The sequence below is a fragment of the Rhizobium gallicum bv. gallicum R602sp genome (genome assembly GCF_000816845.1).
GTDB classification, from domain to species: Bacteria; Pseudomonadota; Alphaproteobacteria; order Rhizobiales; family Rhizobiaceae; genus Rhizobium; species Rhizobium gallicum.
In genome coordinates, this window is sequence record NZ_CP006879.1 from 132,566 (window position 1) to 145,382 (window position 12,817).

9 protein-coding genes and 1 pseudogene are annotated in these 12,817 nt (G+C 57.6%); 5 read left to right on the forward strand and 5 right to left on the reverse strand.

Going from position 1 to position 12,817, the window contains the following annotated elements; translation table 11 throughout:
• Positions 1 to 203: 203 nt before the first annotated feature.
• Complete coding sequence (locus RGR602_RS21620; protein WP_040114176.1) at positions 204 to 1,061, reverse strand: sterol desaturase family protein; 858 nt, start codon at positions 1,059 to 1,061, stop codon at positions 204 to 206.
• Between the two features lie 310 nt (positions 1,062 to 1,371).
• Between RGR602_RS21620 and RGR602_RS38595 the strand changes: the two are divergent.
• Positions 1,372 to 1,854 (forward strand): annotated as a pseudogene (locus RGR602_RS38595) (M20/M25/M40 family metallo-hydrolase); the annotation flags it as partial.
• 247 nt (positions 1,855 to 2,101) lie between these two features.
• Positions 2,102 to 3,103 carry a transcriptional regulator NodD2 gene (nodD2, locus tag RGR602_RS21630; RefSeq protein WP_052451724.1) on the forward strand — a complete coding sequence of 334 codons (1,002 nt, stop codon included), beginning with the start codon at positions 2,102 to 2,104 and terminating at the stop codon, positions 3,101 to 3,103.
• Positions 3,104 to 3,995: 892 nt separating this feature from the next.
• Here nodD2 and RGR602_RS21635 read toward each other — a convergent pair.
• The 3 genes from RGR602_RS21635 to RGR602_RS21645 all read right to left on the reverse strand — a co-directional run bounded on the left by RGR602_RS21635 (position 3,996) and on the right by RGR602_RS21645 (position 7,093).
• Complete coding sequence (locus RGR602_RS21635) at positions 3,996 to 5,339, reverse strand: M16 family metallopeptidase (RefSeq protein WP_040114178.1); 1,344 nt, start codon at positions 5,337 to 5,339, stop codon at positions 3,996 to 3,998.
• Positions 5,336 to 6,664: a M16 family metallopeptidase gene (locus RGR602_RS21640; RefSeq protein ID WP_376773775.1), complete on the reverse strand. Its 1,329-nt coding sequence runs from the start codon at positions 6,662 to 6,664 to the stop codon at positions 5,336 to 5,338. The genes RGR602_RS21635 and RGR602_RS21640 overlap by 4 nt, the downstream gene beginning before the upstream one ends.
• Positions 6,665 to 6,784: 120 nt before the next feature.
• Entirely contained in the window at positions 6,785 to 7,093 is a 309-nt protein-coding gene (locus RGR602_RS21645; RefSeq protein ID WP_040114179.1) for a hypothetical protein, read from the reverse strand.
• A gap of 653 nt (positions 7,094 to 7,746) precedes the next feature.
• On the opposite strand from RGR602_RS21645, the gene RGR602_RS21650 reads away from it, so the two are divergent.
• Positions 7,747 to 8,703 (forward strand): patatin-like phospholipase family protein, encoded by a 957-nt coding sequence (locus RGR602_RS21650; protein ID WP_040114180.1) that lies wholly within the window; start codon positions 7,747 to 7,749, stop codon positions 8,701 to 8,703.
• Positions 8,704 to 8,715: 12 nt separating this feature from the next.
• On the opposite strand, the gene RGR602_RS21655 is transcribed toward RGR602_RS21650, so the two are convergent.
• Positions 8,716 to 9,660: a LysR family transcriptional regulator gene (locus tag RGR602_RS21655; protein WP_040114181.1), complete on the reverse strand. Its 945-nt coding sequence runs from the start codon at positions 9,658 to 9,660 to the stop codon at positions 8,716 to 8,718.
• A gap of 309 nt (positions 9,661 to 9,969) precedes the next feature.
• On the opposite strand from RGR602_RS21655, the gene RGR602_RS21660 reads away from it, so the two are divergent.
• A complete protein-coding gene (locus RGR602_RS21660; RefSeq protein ID WP_040114182.1) occupies positions 9,970 to 10,560 on the forward strand; it encodes a NodA family N-acyltransferase in 591 nt (196 codons plus the stop codon).
• A gap of 293 nt (positions 10,561 to 10,853) precedes the next feature.
• Positions 10,854 to 12,779: an acyltransferase family protein gene (locus RGR602_RS21665; RefSeq protein WP_040114183.1), complete on the forward strand. Its 1,926-nt coding sequence runs from the start codon at positions 10,854 to 10,856 to the stop codon at positions 12,777 to 12,779.
• Positions 12,780 to 12,817 lie beyond the last annotated feature (38 nt).

Sequence of the window (12,817 nt, forward strand, 5' to 3'; positions counted from 1 at the left end):
CAGCGTTAGAGAGTCAGTTCCGAAGGGAAAGCATGTAATGCGCCGCCGACGGAAACTTTATGCTTGTGTTGCACCCCCACAGTCCTTCCATCCGCTACTTTAAATCGAGGCTTGTTTGGGGTTTGAGGGAGCTGTTCCATAATGGATTGCTTGTTTTGATGTTTTCGCGACCCAATCAGATTCGAAGCGTAAATCTCCACTCGTCAATCCTCAGCCTCTACACCACTTCCGACTTTAGCTCTACGCCAGCGACGTCGATCAAATGGGAACATAACGTAATCGCGCACGGTGTGCGGCTCGGACTGGTCCCGAAGGCCAACTTCCGGCCACTCATTCTTTTCTGGCCAGTATGCCGTTAGAAAAATCGTGTCCCAGATGGTTGTAAAGAACCCATAGTTTCGGCGCCGGTGATGCGGTTCCATTGAGTGGTGAATGCGGTGGAACTTATTGTCGCCAATGATATATCGAAGCGGCCCAAGATTGATGCGGGTGCTGGAGTGTGAAAGATGACCCTGAAAGGTAATCAGTGTCATGGCAACAACTGGCACTACGCCAGATTCGAAGTGGATCAGCGCGAGTGGTAGTGCTACTAACGCTGCGTAAATGAGGGGCTCGGAAACGTGATGATTGCAATTCCATGCCGACAATTCGCGGATCGAGTGGTGGGTAGCGTGCATGCGCCAGAGGATTGGAACTGCATGCTGAGCGCGGTGCATCCAGTAGTAAAAGAAGTCGCCGGCAATCGCGACTAAAACCCCTGAAAGGACGGCCAGTCCACTGTTAATGATTGCGTTGTCAGAGTGAAGCAATGTACCGAAATTGATCGTTACGAGCGGCTCGATCCCTAACCAGTCCAAGCTCACAGCGAAGAGGTGCCAGACAAGCGCACCCCATCCGAGGCGAATAATCCAATTCCGCACGCCGCGCACGTATGAGGCAAAGCTGTATCGATAAGCCGGGAAGGTTAGCTCCAGCGCGGCGCAAAAGGTAGCGAAGATCACAACCAGCTCAAGCGATTTCACGAAGGACTGGATCATCTGATTAACATCGAGAACGTGCATTTGTTTGCTCCAGCGAATGCGCCGACCTCAGCTCCGAGTGACTCTCATCAACGCCCCGCGCAGAAAGCACGAATTGCATATGGCCACGTCACGCAAATTTCCTTTTCAGTGCCCAAACGGTGATCGTTCCGCCGGCCCGGCGGGGCACCGCGGGGACACGCTATGCGGCATTCTCGCAGATTGGTAAAATCGATTGTTTGGATAAGCCCCATCCATGTCCCAAATGGTTGGAGGAGTCCAATAGACGAGGTGGCTTGTACGAGGCGATCAACTATGCGCCAGAAAAGCCTAACCACCGCCGCCAGTCGATCGCCTCCGTCCGACTGACATTAGCGTCGTTTCCCTGACCGAGCTTTTCGCTGACGGTACTCGAAACGCGCTGCCTGGCCTGGGCAAATTTGCGGCGATGCTCGAAGCTTCCGTTCCGAAGTGAGTGCCGAGATCGAGAACCAGATGCGTGTGATTGCCGACGGGACGGGCTGACCTATAATGTCGCCGAGGTTAAAATACGAGGAATTCGGACCGTTGTTGAACAACGCGGCGTTGGTTGAGGAGGCCTCTGCGGTAGCGCGCGATGTGTTCAACCGCGGGAGCATCGCGGTCCGCAAAATCCGATAACGGCTCAGAGGATTTCGCCCGCTTCTTCAGTTTCGTACCCGGGTGCTACGTCTTCCTCGGCAACGGAAAGGAGTCGGCGCCGTTGCCCTATGATTTCAAGGATGATGGGCTTGTATATGGGGCGAAGTTCCACGCGAGCATCGTCCGCAGGCGCATTCACCCGTTCCCAGTTTGAGCCGCGCTGCACCGCAAGATCGGCAAAGATTATTCGCGACGCAAGGTGGATGGATCGCTCGCGTTGGCCAAACACCGCGCGTCCGCAATCCGACACCGCCATATTCAAATTCGCGTTCAATATGCAATTCGCGAATGAAAGTTTCCATACTCGGTCTCTGTGCTGTGAAAACGTCAAATTATATTACTAATGAAGGATGCTGATTAAATTTGGATGGCATACATCCACGTTATGGAAAGATGAAGACATGCGGTTCAAAGGCCTTGACCTAAATCTCCTAGTGGCGCTCGACGCCCTGATGACCGAGCGTAATCTCACGGCGGCGGCGCGCAGCATCAACCTGAGCCAGCCGGCCATGAGCGCCGCCGTCGCCCGGTTGCGCACCTATTTCCGCGATGATCTCTTTACAATGGCAGGCCGAGAACTTGTTCCATCGCCGCGTGCAGAAGGGCTCGCCTCGGCAGTCCGCGAGGCTCTGCTGAACATCCAGCTCTCCATCATTTCCTGGGACCCGTTTAACCCGGCTCAGTCGGATCGCCGCTTCAGGATCATCCTCTCGGACTACGTCACGCTCGTATTTTTTGAAAAGGTCGTGGAGCGTGTGGCGCGGGAAGCTCCCGCCGTCAGCTTCGATTTCCTGCCTCTTGCCGACGACTTCGAGGAGCTCGTCCGGCGCGGCGATGTCGATTTTCTAATTATGCCGGACGTGTTCATGTCGAAGCATCCTCACGCAGCACTGTTCGAGGATAGATTCGTGTGCGTAGGCTGTCATACGAACAAGCAGCTATCAGAACCACTTACATTTGAGCAATACATGTCGATGGGCCACGTTGCGGTCAAGTTCGGGAATACGCGGACGCCCACCATCGAGGAATGGTATTTGCTCGAGCACGGTTTCACGAGACGTGTTGAAGTCGTCGTACAGGGCTTTAGCATGATTCCACCAATGGTGTCGGGTACCGACCGTATAGGGACCATGCCCATGCGGCTGGCGCAGCATTTCGCAAAAACAATACCCCTGCAGATCGTCGAGCTTCCCCTGCCATTTCCTGCACTCACCGAGGCCGTTCAATGGCCTGCCCTTCACAACAGTCACCCGGCAAGCATCTGGATGCGGGAGATATTGCTGCAGGAAGCGTCCCGTATGGTTTCGCCCTTTGCCCCGTCCGAGCCCCTCATCGACCGGACCAGCACGAGTGCTGACCTACTCACCTTCTATCCGCGGACTTCATTGGAGCCAGCGGCATAAAAAGGCCGAACAGACCCCTCGATACATGCCTGCACCCGACCAGCCGTCAGAAACGCCGGCTGGCCGCGCGGAGGCCATCCATACATGCTCTCATGGAGTGTTCGAACCAGCGCTCGGGCAGAAAATGCGCAGAGGCCCTCCGGCCAAATCACCAATCGGCTTGTCCATTCCGATCTCATGGTCCTCGATGAATGGCTATCTACCGTTCAGCTGGTGGAGGGGCGAAATCGACCGATCGCAGCGAACCCACGTCCGGAAGTAAACGCTGCTGCCGCGGAAGAGCAGGCCAGTCGCCGGAAGCAGCGCGTCGGCGTCCACGCCGCGCATCGCCTCAATTCACCTTTGGGAGTTGAATGTCGCAGCGATGTCACCGTTCCGGCCGCAAGTGCGCGATCACCTGTGCCGGTCGTATCCTCCGAGGGGTATAGCTCGGCGACATGTGCGTGCGCTCGTGTAGAAGAACTCCCGACTCCGATCTTTTGCTCTAGATGGGTGCGCCGCAAGCGCGCCAGACGGCCGATCGGCTCCATCTCGCGGATCGCCACCGAGGAGCAGATGAGCCTTTACGGGCTTGAGATGGCCGATCGGATTGAGATGTCGACAGCGGTGAGAAACTCGATGCGAAGTCGGGCGCAACAGTGAACACCGATTCTACCGCCCGAAGGTTGACCAGAATCCCGCTCCCCGGATTCATGCAACCGTCATGGCTCGGTGCAGGATGCTGGCAAATTCAAGACGGGGTGAGACTTTTCCGCCTAGATCGGCATAACGCAGTGGGCGCATTCCAGCGGCGCAACTAGCGCCTTGGCAAGCTATCGAAGCAAGGCAGCGAGCAGTTACGCAGAAGGTCGCCTCGGCTGCCGCAAGAAGGGCGAGCTTACCCTTTGTGCCATCATTCTTTCCTTTCCTTGAGCGGCGGTCCGACGATCATCACGGCGGGATCGGCGGAGAGAAGCTGTCTCGCGACCGACCGAACATCCTCAACGGTTACCGCCTCGATCAGCTGTTTCCGCCGCGCGATATAGTCGATGCCGAGATCTTTCATCTGGATTCCGACCAGAGTGTTGGCGATCGCGCTGGATGAGTTGAGATTGTCGATCGCGTAACCGCCGATGACGTTTTTCTTCGCCGCTTCGAGCTCCTCCTGGTTGACGCCCTCCGCCGCCATCCGCCTCGCCTCGGCGCGAATGAGGGAGAGCGTCTCTGCGGCCCGATCCGGGCGGGTCCCCGTGTCGATCACTAGCGCCGAGGCATGGTCGTTGTTCACCAAGCTAGATCTGATGCCGTAGGCGAGCCCACGCTTCTCGCGCACCTCGTTCCAGAGCCTGGACGTGAACGCTCCTCCGCCGAGGATGTGGTTCATGAGATAGGCTGCGAAGAACTGCGGCTCTTTGTCGCTGATCGCGGAATAGGCCAGGCGCAGTCGGCTCTGAGGTAAATCATAGGGGACGCGAATTTCCTGCGCCAGCTTCGGCGCGGTGTCGGCGATCGGCATCAGCGACGGTTCGGCAGGCAATCCGCCGAATATCCGATCCAGATCGCGCTTGAGTGCGCTGGCATCGATCGCTCCCGCCACGGCGATGGCAAGGTTGCTGCGCGCGAAAAGCCGCTTATGAAGCGCCTTTAGATCGGAGGTCGCGACAGCGGCGAGGGTTTGCTCGGTGCCCTCGTTTCGCCGGGAATACGGATGATCGCCATAGAGCGCTTTCCTCCATGCGACCTGTGCGACCGCCTCCGGATCCTTGGCTTCCGCCATGATGCCGGAGACGATCTGCGCGCGGATGCGATCCACGGGCGCTTGGTCGAAGCGCGGCTGCTCGACGGCCAGCCGGAGAAGATCGAACGCAACATCCTTCTGATCGGCGACCACGCGCATGGAGCCGTAGAGCGCATCGCGCTCGGCGTCGAAACGCATATCGGCGCCGGCATCGTCTAGCCTCTCCTGGAAGGCTTCGCTGTCAAGGTCGCCGGCCCCTTCGTCGAACAATTGGGTCATGAGATTGACAAGGCCTTCGTTACCGGAAGGATCCTGCGTGCTGCCGCCCCGGAACGCGAAACGAATGGTGACGATCGGTACCGAATAGTCTTCCACCAGCCAGGCCTTGATCCCGCTCGAACCCTTGACTTCCTGGATGGCCATGGCCGCCCGCGCCGGCGTTGCGGCAAGACCCAGCAATACGAGCACGACCAGCAGTGGCTTGGTGGCCCCGATCGGCAGTCGGTTGAACATCGTCATTGGCTTTTATCTCCTGAGGTCGCGCTTTCCCGCGGCAGGAGATATCCCGCTACCGAGCGGTCCGGATTAAGATGTTTCTTGGCAACCGCCTGCACGTCCTTCGCCGTTACAGTGCGGACCCTCAACGGCCATTGCTTTAAGTCGTATGCAGTGCTGCCGGTCGCAAGCGCCTTTCCGTAGATGTGGGCCATTCCCGCCTGGCTGTCGCGTGCGAAGATCATCGAGCGCACCAAGCGGTTCTTGGCCTTCTCGAGCTCGACATCGGTAACGCCGGCGTCGATGATTTTCCGAACCTCAGCGTCGATCGCGTCTTCCACCGCCTCGATTTTCGCCTCGCCCCGCGGCGAGCCATAAACCGTGAAGCTCGACGGATCGAGCGATCTTCCGTCGAGATAGGCGCCGGCCCCGGAGGCTATTCCCTGATTCACCACTAATTCCTGATAGATCCGGCTGCGCGTTCCTCCGCCGAGAATTTCCGACAGAAGCTCGAGGGCTTCTGCTTCGCCCGGCTCGGTTATTCTGTAGGACGGCACCACCCAGGACTTCTGGAAGCTCGGCAAGGTCACGCGCGCATCGGTGAGCACGACCGTCCGCTTGGTGTTCTGCTCCGGCTCCTGCGGTCTGACCCGCGGCGGCAGGTCCCGGCCGCGCGGTACGGCTCCGTAGGTCTTCTCCGCTAGCCACGACACCGTCGCGGCGTCCACGTCGCCTGCCACGACCAGTATGGCGTTGTTCGGGGCATAGTAGCGATCATAGAACGCTACGGCGTCCCCACGATTGAGCTGTTCCATCTCGTGCATCCAGCCGATGACCGGGATGCGGTAAGGATGGTTCTGATAGAGGGTCGCCCGCATCTCCTCGTCGAGAAGCGCCTCGGGATTATCCTCGACGCGAGAGCGCCGCTCCTCGAGAATGACATCGCGCTCCGGCGCGATCACCGCGTCGGTGAGTACGAGATGGCGCATCCGATCAGCTTCGAATTCCATCATTGATTCGAGGGCTTCCGGCGTGACCGTCTGATAGTACGCGGTGTAGTCGGACCCCGTGAAGGCGTTTTGCTGGCCGCCGATCTCTGAGATCTTTGCGTCAAACTCACCCGCGGGGTGGTTCTTCGTGCCCTTGAACATCAGATGCTCCAGGAAATGAGCGATGCCGGATTTGCCGGGTGGCTCATCGGCGTTGCCGACCTTGTACCAGACCATGTGCGTGACGGTCGGCGTCCGGTGATCGGGTATGATGACCACCTCCATGCCGTTGCTCAGCAGGAAATTTCCGATCTCGGATTCGCCTCGCGGGGGCTCGACAGCCGCCGCTTCCCAGGTCATCAGAGTTTGCAGCGCAACCATGCTCAGCGCAAATGCGCGGATACGCGAAACCATTCCAACATGCATCATTTTGTCTCCCTAAAGGCAAGATTCTCGGGCCGATATTTCTTGTGGCTCGCCTTATTTTCGCACCGCAGCTAGGCGGGCCGGATCAACGGCGAGCCGCACGCCGGTGGCGACATCGACCAGCATGAACCGGTGCTCGCCATGGGTGGTCCGGCGGTAGAATGTGTCGCCCCCATTCAGCCAGAACGGCACCTCTGGGACATTGACGGTAAGCAGGCCATGGCGACGTTGGCCGTGAGTGCACGCACGAAACCGGTCGGTGCTGGCGGCGGATGCGCAACACTCGGCGCGTTCGCCAGCGCCTGAGCACGCGGGTGCAGCCGAGGCCTCCGCCACGATGACAGTTCGTTTGCGAATATCCATGGACTGGCCGGGTTGGACCGATTGAGGAGTTGGCATCCGCACGAGGACAACCGCGGCAAAAGCGCTTGTGCAGCCTCGGCTCGACTACTTCTTCTGCAACTGGAACGTCCCGCAGCAGGCTGAGCGGACGTCGGCCCCGGCAGAAAGCATTGCGCTAACATTTCGATGTCTCCACGCGATTACGCTGGTCCGTGCCGCGTCTGCAAATGCCTGGACGCAATACGCGTGCCAAAGGAAAAACTCTTTTGATACAACGTAATCGATCGAACTGGCTGTCTCGCATGTTCGACATTGTCGTACATCGGACAATGCCAAGCGACATTCACCCGTTGCACGTCGGTTCGCCAAAAGTGGACCGCCGTCCACAGCGATGACACCGACCTGCGGCACCCTCTGCTTGGCCTCTCGATGCAGGTCTATGGCATCTATCTGCTACGAACGAGCTTTGTCCATAATCCACCCACGGTTTGATCGAGGCATGTCTGTGACGGCTCTCATCGCCAACGAAGATATCCCTATTTGCGATTCGTCCGCGGACGGGTCGCCGAATAGGATGACAGAATTGAATAGGTTCTGATCTGGTCTTCGACGGGCGCCGCTGCTACGGTCGCGCTCACGTAAGCTGACGAATTTCCCGTGGGTTGTGTTTCTTCATGTCGCTGGCTCCCAAAATCGCGATAGCCTGCCAAGGGGGAGGTAGCCATGCTGCGTTTGCGGCCGGTGTGTTGAGCGCCCTACTGGCGCCCCAGTTTCGTGATCGCTATCAGCTCGTTGCCTTGAGTGGGACGTCGGGCGGCGCCATTTGCGCTGCCTTGGTGTGGTCCGGGCTGATCCGCGGTGGCGCGGAGGAGGCTAGGCGCCGCTTGATTGACTTTTGGCGCGACCTTGAGGTGAATGACATTCTTGATGCGGTCGCTAATTTCTGGGCCGTGTCGTCGGCACGCCTCCCGGTCAGCGCCGAGGTCAGCCCTTATCTCTATAGTCCTATAGCCGAGCCGCGGTTGCGCGACCTTCTTACTCGCCACCTCGACCTTGCGTCGTTGCCGAGCGACCCCCATCGTCGAGCGAGTCCGAAGCTTTTGATCGGGGCGACGGACATCATTCACGGCCTCGGGGTGGCATTTGAGGGCGAAAGCTTGACGTACGATGAACTGATCGCATCGGCTGCGGTTCCCCCACTCTTCCGTGCCGTGCAGGCTCACGGCACTCTCTTTTGGGATGGGCTCTTCAGCCGCAATCCACCTGTGCGAGAATTCACCGACTTGCCGGAGCGGCCAGACGAAATCTGGGTGGTACAGATCAACCCGCAGCAGCGGAAACGCGAGCCACGGGCAATGCCGGAGATTATCGACCGTCGGAATGAGCTATCTGCCAACCTGGCACTCAGTCAGGAGTTGTTCTTCATTACGAAAATCAATGAGCTGCTCGCCCAGCATCCTTCACTTCGCGAACGCTACAAGCCTATCAACATCCGCGTCGTCGAACTCGAAGATGACCTAGACTATCCCTCAAAGCTGGACCGCTCCAGCCCGATGATCGACCGGCTCCTGCGGATGGGGCAGGAACGCGCACCTTGGTTCTTCGAGGGCGGATCGCTATGGCCACGCTAGACTCAGCTTAGCCTAGATCACCTGAGGCCCTGCGCCGAGGTCACGCGGCGAAACCATGCGCGACGCCTCCTGCGATAAGATCCCCCGCACCCAGAGGCTTGCCGGATCACCATTGTGAAGTGCAGGCCATTGGACGGCCTCAGTGAAAGCAGGAAGTGGCAGGGGAAGCTCGACGATCTGCAGGGGTATTGTTTTTGCGAAATGCTGCGCCAGCCGTAAGGGCATGGTCCCTATACGGTCGGTACCCGACACCATTGGTGGAATCATGCTAAAGCCCTGTACGACGACTTCAACACGTCTCGTGAAACCGTGCTCGAGCAAATACCATTCCTCGATGGAGGGCCTCCGCGCATTTCCGAATTTGGCCGCAACATGCCCGATCGACATGTATCTCTCGAATGTAAGCGGCTGTGATAGCTGCTGGTTCGTATGGCAGCCTATGCAAACGAGTGTCTCGTCGAACAGTCTCGCTCGAGGATGCGCGTTCGACATAAACAATTCCGGCAGAATGAGAAAATCGACGTCACCGCGCCGCAGAAGCTCCTGGTGGTCGTCGGCAAGCGGCAGAAATTCGAAGCTGACGGCGGGAGCTTCTCGCGCCACACGCTTCACGACCTTTTCAAAAAACGTGAGGGTGACGAAATCCGAAAGGATGATCCTGAAGCGGCGATCTGATTGGAAGGGATTAAATGGCTCCCAGGAAATAATGGAGAGCTGGATGTGCAGCAGTGTCTCGCGGGCTGCCGAGGCGAGCTCTTCCGCACGCGGCGTTGGGACAAGTTCTCGGCCAGCCATCGTAAACAGCTCATCTTGGAAATAGGCGCGTAACCGGGCGACGGCCGCGCTCATGGCCGGCTGGCTTAAGTTGATGCTGCGTGCCGCCGCCGTGAGGTTACGCTCGGTCATCAGCGCGTCGAGCGCCACGAGGAGATTTAGGTCAAGGCCCTTGAAACGCATATTTTCCTTCATTCATGGTGTGGATGTATACCATCCAAACAATCGATTTTACGAATTAAACGGGATGCCATTAGAAGAACATCAATTGATCAAAATCAAGTACATCGACCGCCTATTACGAGCGGTGCAGGAGGTAGCAAGTTGTTAGAGCGCATATCATATCGGAAACGCGGCGCTCACAATGGTTCTGCCACCTCAATGGGCTAGCATCACGATGACTGACGACAGCCTCTGGACGTTCACAATCACCCGCTGCTTCGATTGTGTGATCTGGTGCCTCAGGCAAACAGCAAAAATAAGGAGGTCGGCATGTGCTCTGAGGTGCGGTGGAAGCTGTGCTGGGAAAACGAGTTGGAACTCGCTGACCATGTAGAACTCGCCGAGTTCTTTCGCAAAACCTATGGGCCGACTGGGGCCTTTAATGCAAAGCCGTTCGAAGGTAGTCGAAGTTGGGCCGGAGCCAGGCCTGAGCTTCGGGCAATCGGTTATGACTCTAATGGTGTAGCGGCTCATATGGGATTGCTGCGCCGTTTTATAAAGGTTGGCACAGTCGATCTGTTGGTGGCTGAGCTGGGATTGTACGGGGTGCGTGCCGATCTTGAAAGGCTCGGCATCAGCCATTCAATCCGTGTCATGCTTCCAACACTGCAGGAGCTCGACGTCCCATTTGCTTTTGGCACCGTTCGCCACGAGCTACGGAAACATATTGCAAGGTTCGGCCGACATGGCCCGGTGACCGTTTTCTCGGACATTCTCACACAGTCCACGCTACCAGAGCCGCGTCTCGATAAGCCGCCCACGCGCATCGATGACGCACTTGTCATCGTTCTGCCAGTTGGACGGCCGATCTCCGACTGGCCCACAGGTGAAATAATTGATCGAAACGGACCGGAGCTATGACTGACCTTGATTGCACCTTCGAAGTGCACGGTGAGTGCACCGATGGCGCCGACTAGGCAGCGTTTATTGACGATCGCGCCATATCGCACACCGGAAAATCCTCGACGTGCTGCCCGCACCAGATGCTGATTTTTTCGGCATCGGCAGGTCCGGGCAGACCAGCCGAACTTAATCCAACGGCAGGCTGCTCAAGGGCGCGAACTTTGCATCCTGGCTGCAGGGCAGCTCTAGCTGCCACCCTGCGGCGGAGCCCTCAGTCAATCCAGCCAATCGAAAAATCATAGGTCCAGCTAATGCCGCGAGAATTTCGAACTGATATCCAAGCTCTGCGGGGGTTGGCTGTTTTGCTGGTTGTCCTTTACCACGCACATATTGGACCCTTCGCAGCGGGTTATCTTGGGGTTGATATTTTTTTCGTGATTTCGGGCTTTCTGATCACTAATCTGATCAGGACGCAGCTTGAGCAATCGCGGTTCAGCTTTTCGGAATTCTATTATCGACGCGCGAAGCGCCTGTTGCCGGCGGCCTATGTCGTCATTGCGCTTACGACGATCGCTACGCCTTTTTTCCTGTCAGATGTGGGCCTGCTGGAGTTCCAAAATCAAGTCTACGGGGCGCTCACTTTTTCCGGCAATATCGTTTTCTGGTTCCAGGCGGACTATTTCGGCGGGGCCGCCGAAACGAAGCCCCTCCTGCATTTTTGGTCGCTTGCTGTCGAAGAGCAGGGTTATCTGCTGCTGCCGGCCTTCTTGGCCCTGGCTCCCAAGCGATGGTGGCTGACGGGAGTTAGTTCGCTCCTCGTTGCCAGCCTAGTTCTATGTCTATATGTGGTCCCTCGTGACCCATCCGCTGCATTTTACCTTCTGCCGACCCGATTTTGGGAAATGGCCATTGGTTCATTCGGAGCCTTGCTTCCCACTACCTCACTCGTGACTGCCAGGCTTGCGAAGCTGCGCCTCCCGGCGCTCGCATTTATCATCGTCGCCCCTATGGGTTTCGCACATCCCGTAGTGGATGCCGCTTTGGTTTGTTTGGCAACCCTGACCCTCCTGCTTGCGCCCAGCAGGGATAATCTGGCGGTTCGAGGCATGGCAAGGGTAGGTGACGTCTCCTACTCGCTCTATCTGATCCACTGGCCCGTGCTTGTCTATGTGCGGGCTGTTTGGCTGGCAGATGCTCCTGCCCTTGCGATCTATGCGGCAGTTGCTTTCTCATTTGTTGCGAGCTGGGCTCTTTACCATTTCGTGGAGGAGCCATTCCGGCGGGGGCACGTTATGTCTCGCATACGGCTTGCCTCAGGACTCGTTGCCGCATCGGTTCTTCTTGGCTTCTCGCCCTCAGTCGCTATCGCCACAACCGACAGCACCGTTGACTTTGCGAAGATCCGGCGGATCAACTTCGGCCTGGGAAGAGCATGTGATTTCAGCCCCGGATCGCCTCCTCAGGAAATCCCGAAGAACTGCCAGACAACAAACAGACCCGAATTGCTAGTCTGGGGCGATTCATTTGCCATGGCACTGGTTCCCGGCTTGGCCACGACAGTCGGAGAAGCCGGACTGGCTCAGCTCACGATGAGCGGATGCTTCCCCGCCATTGGCATTGCTGCATTCTCGAAGGCGTCAGCGTCGCCCTATTCCCATGCCTTCGGCGAGGACTGTATTCGTTTCAATGACAGTGTTTTGGCTATCCTGAAAAATCGACCGGAGATCAGGACGGTTGCCATTTCAAGCCCTTTTGATGCCCCTGTATCGAGCGAATTTGTGCTGCTTAAGAGGAGCGGTGATACTTTCACGGAGAACGAGGTCTCTCTGGATGTAGCCGTCGAGGGCATCAAGGCTCTCGTCGAAGCCGTTCGAGCCCTGGGCAAGCGAGTGGTTGTTGTTACTCCTCCGCCAGTCGCAAGTTTCGATATCGGCGATTGCCTTGAGCGAAAGGCACGGGGAAGCGTTATTCTCGGGCGCTACAGCGACTGTAAAATATATGTCAGCGAATACCGCCGGTTCCGATCCCGCACTCTCGAGCTGTTGAACCAAGTGGCCTTGAAGGCTGGCGTAGAGGTGGTTTCTTACCACGACTTTCTCTGCGACGACACAACATGCAGGACCGAGATCGACGGCAAATTCCTTTACCGAGATAGCGGTCACCTTTCCTATGAAGGATCAGAGACCATCGCTCGTCAGACAAAACTTGCTCAAAGGCTGATCAGCGCTGCTCGTTAAAGCATGTTGGCAAATGGAAATCCTTCCAGTGACGAGGG

Coding starts and splice junctions, on each gene's coding strand:
- RGR602_RS21635 (WP_040114178.1), bottom strand. CDS start 5,339: ATGACGATGTTCAACCGACTGCCGATCGGGGCCACCAAGCCACTGCTG.
- RGR602_RS21640 (WP_376773775.1), bottom strand. CDS start 6,664: ATGACCTGGGAAGCGGCGGCTGTCGAGCCCCCGCGAGGCGAATCCGAG.
- nodD2 (WP_052451724.1), top strand. CDS start 2,102: ATGCGGTTCAAAGGCCTTGACCTAAATCTCCTAGTGGCGCTCGACGCC.
- RGR602_RS21650 (WP_040114180.1), top strand. CDS start 7,747: ATGTCGCTGGCTCCCAAAATCGCGATAGCCTGCCAAGGGGGAGGTAGC.
- RGR602_RS21645 (WP_040114179.1), bottom strand. CDS start 7,093: ATGGATATTCGCAAACGAACTGTCATCGTGGCGGAGGCCTCGGCTGCA.
- RGR602_RS21620 (WP_040114176.1), bottom strand. CDS start 1,061: ATGCACGTTCTCGATGTTAATCAGATGATCCAGTCCTTCGTGAAATCG.
- RGR602_RS21660 (WP_040114182.1), top strand. CDS start 9,970: ATGTGCTCTGAGGTGCGGTGGAAGCTGTGCTGGGAAAACGAGTTGGAA.
- RGR602_RS21655 (WP_040114181.1), bottom strand. CDS start 9,660: ATGCGTTTCAAGGGCCTTGACCTAAATCTCCTCGTGGCGCTCGACGCG.
- RGR602_RS21665 (WP_040114183.1), top strand. CDS start 10,854: ATGCCGCGAGAATTTCGAACTGATATCCAAGCTCTGCGGGGGTTGGCT.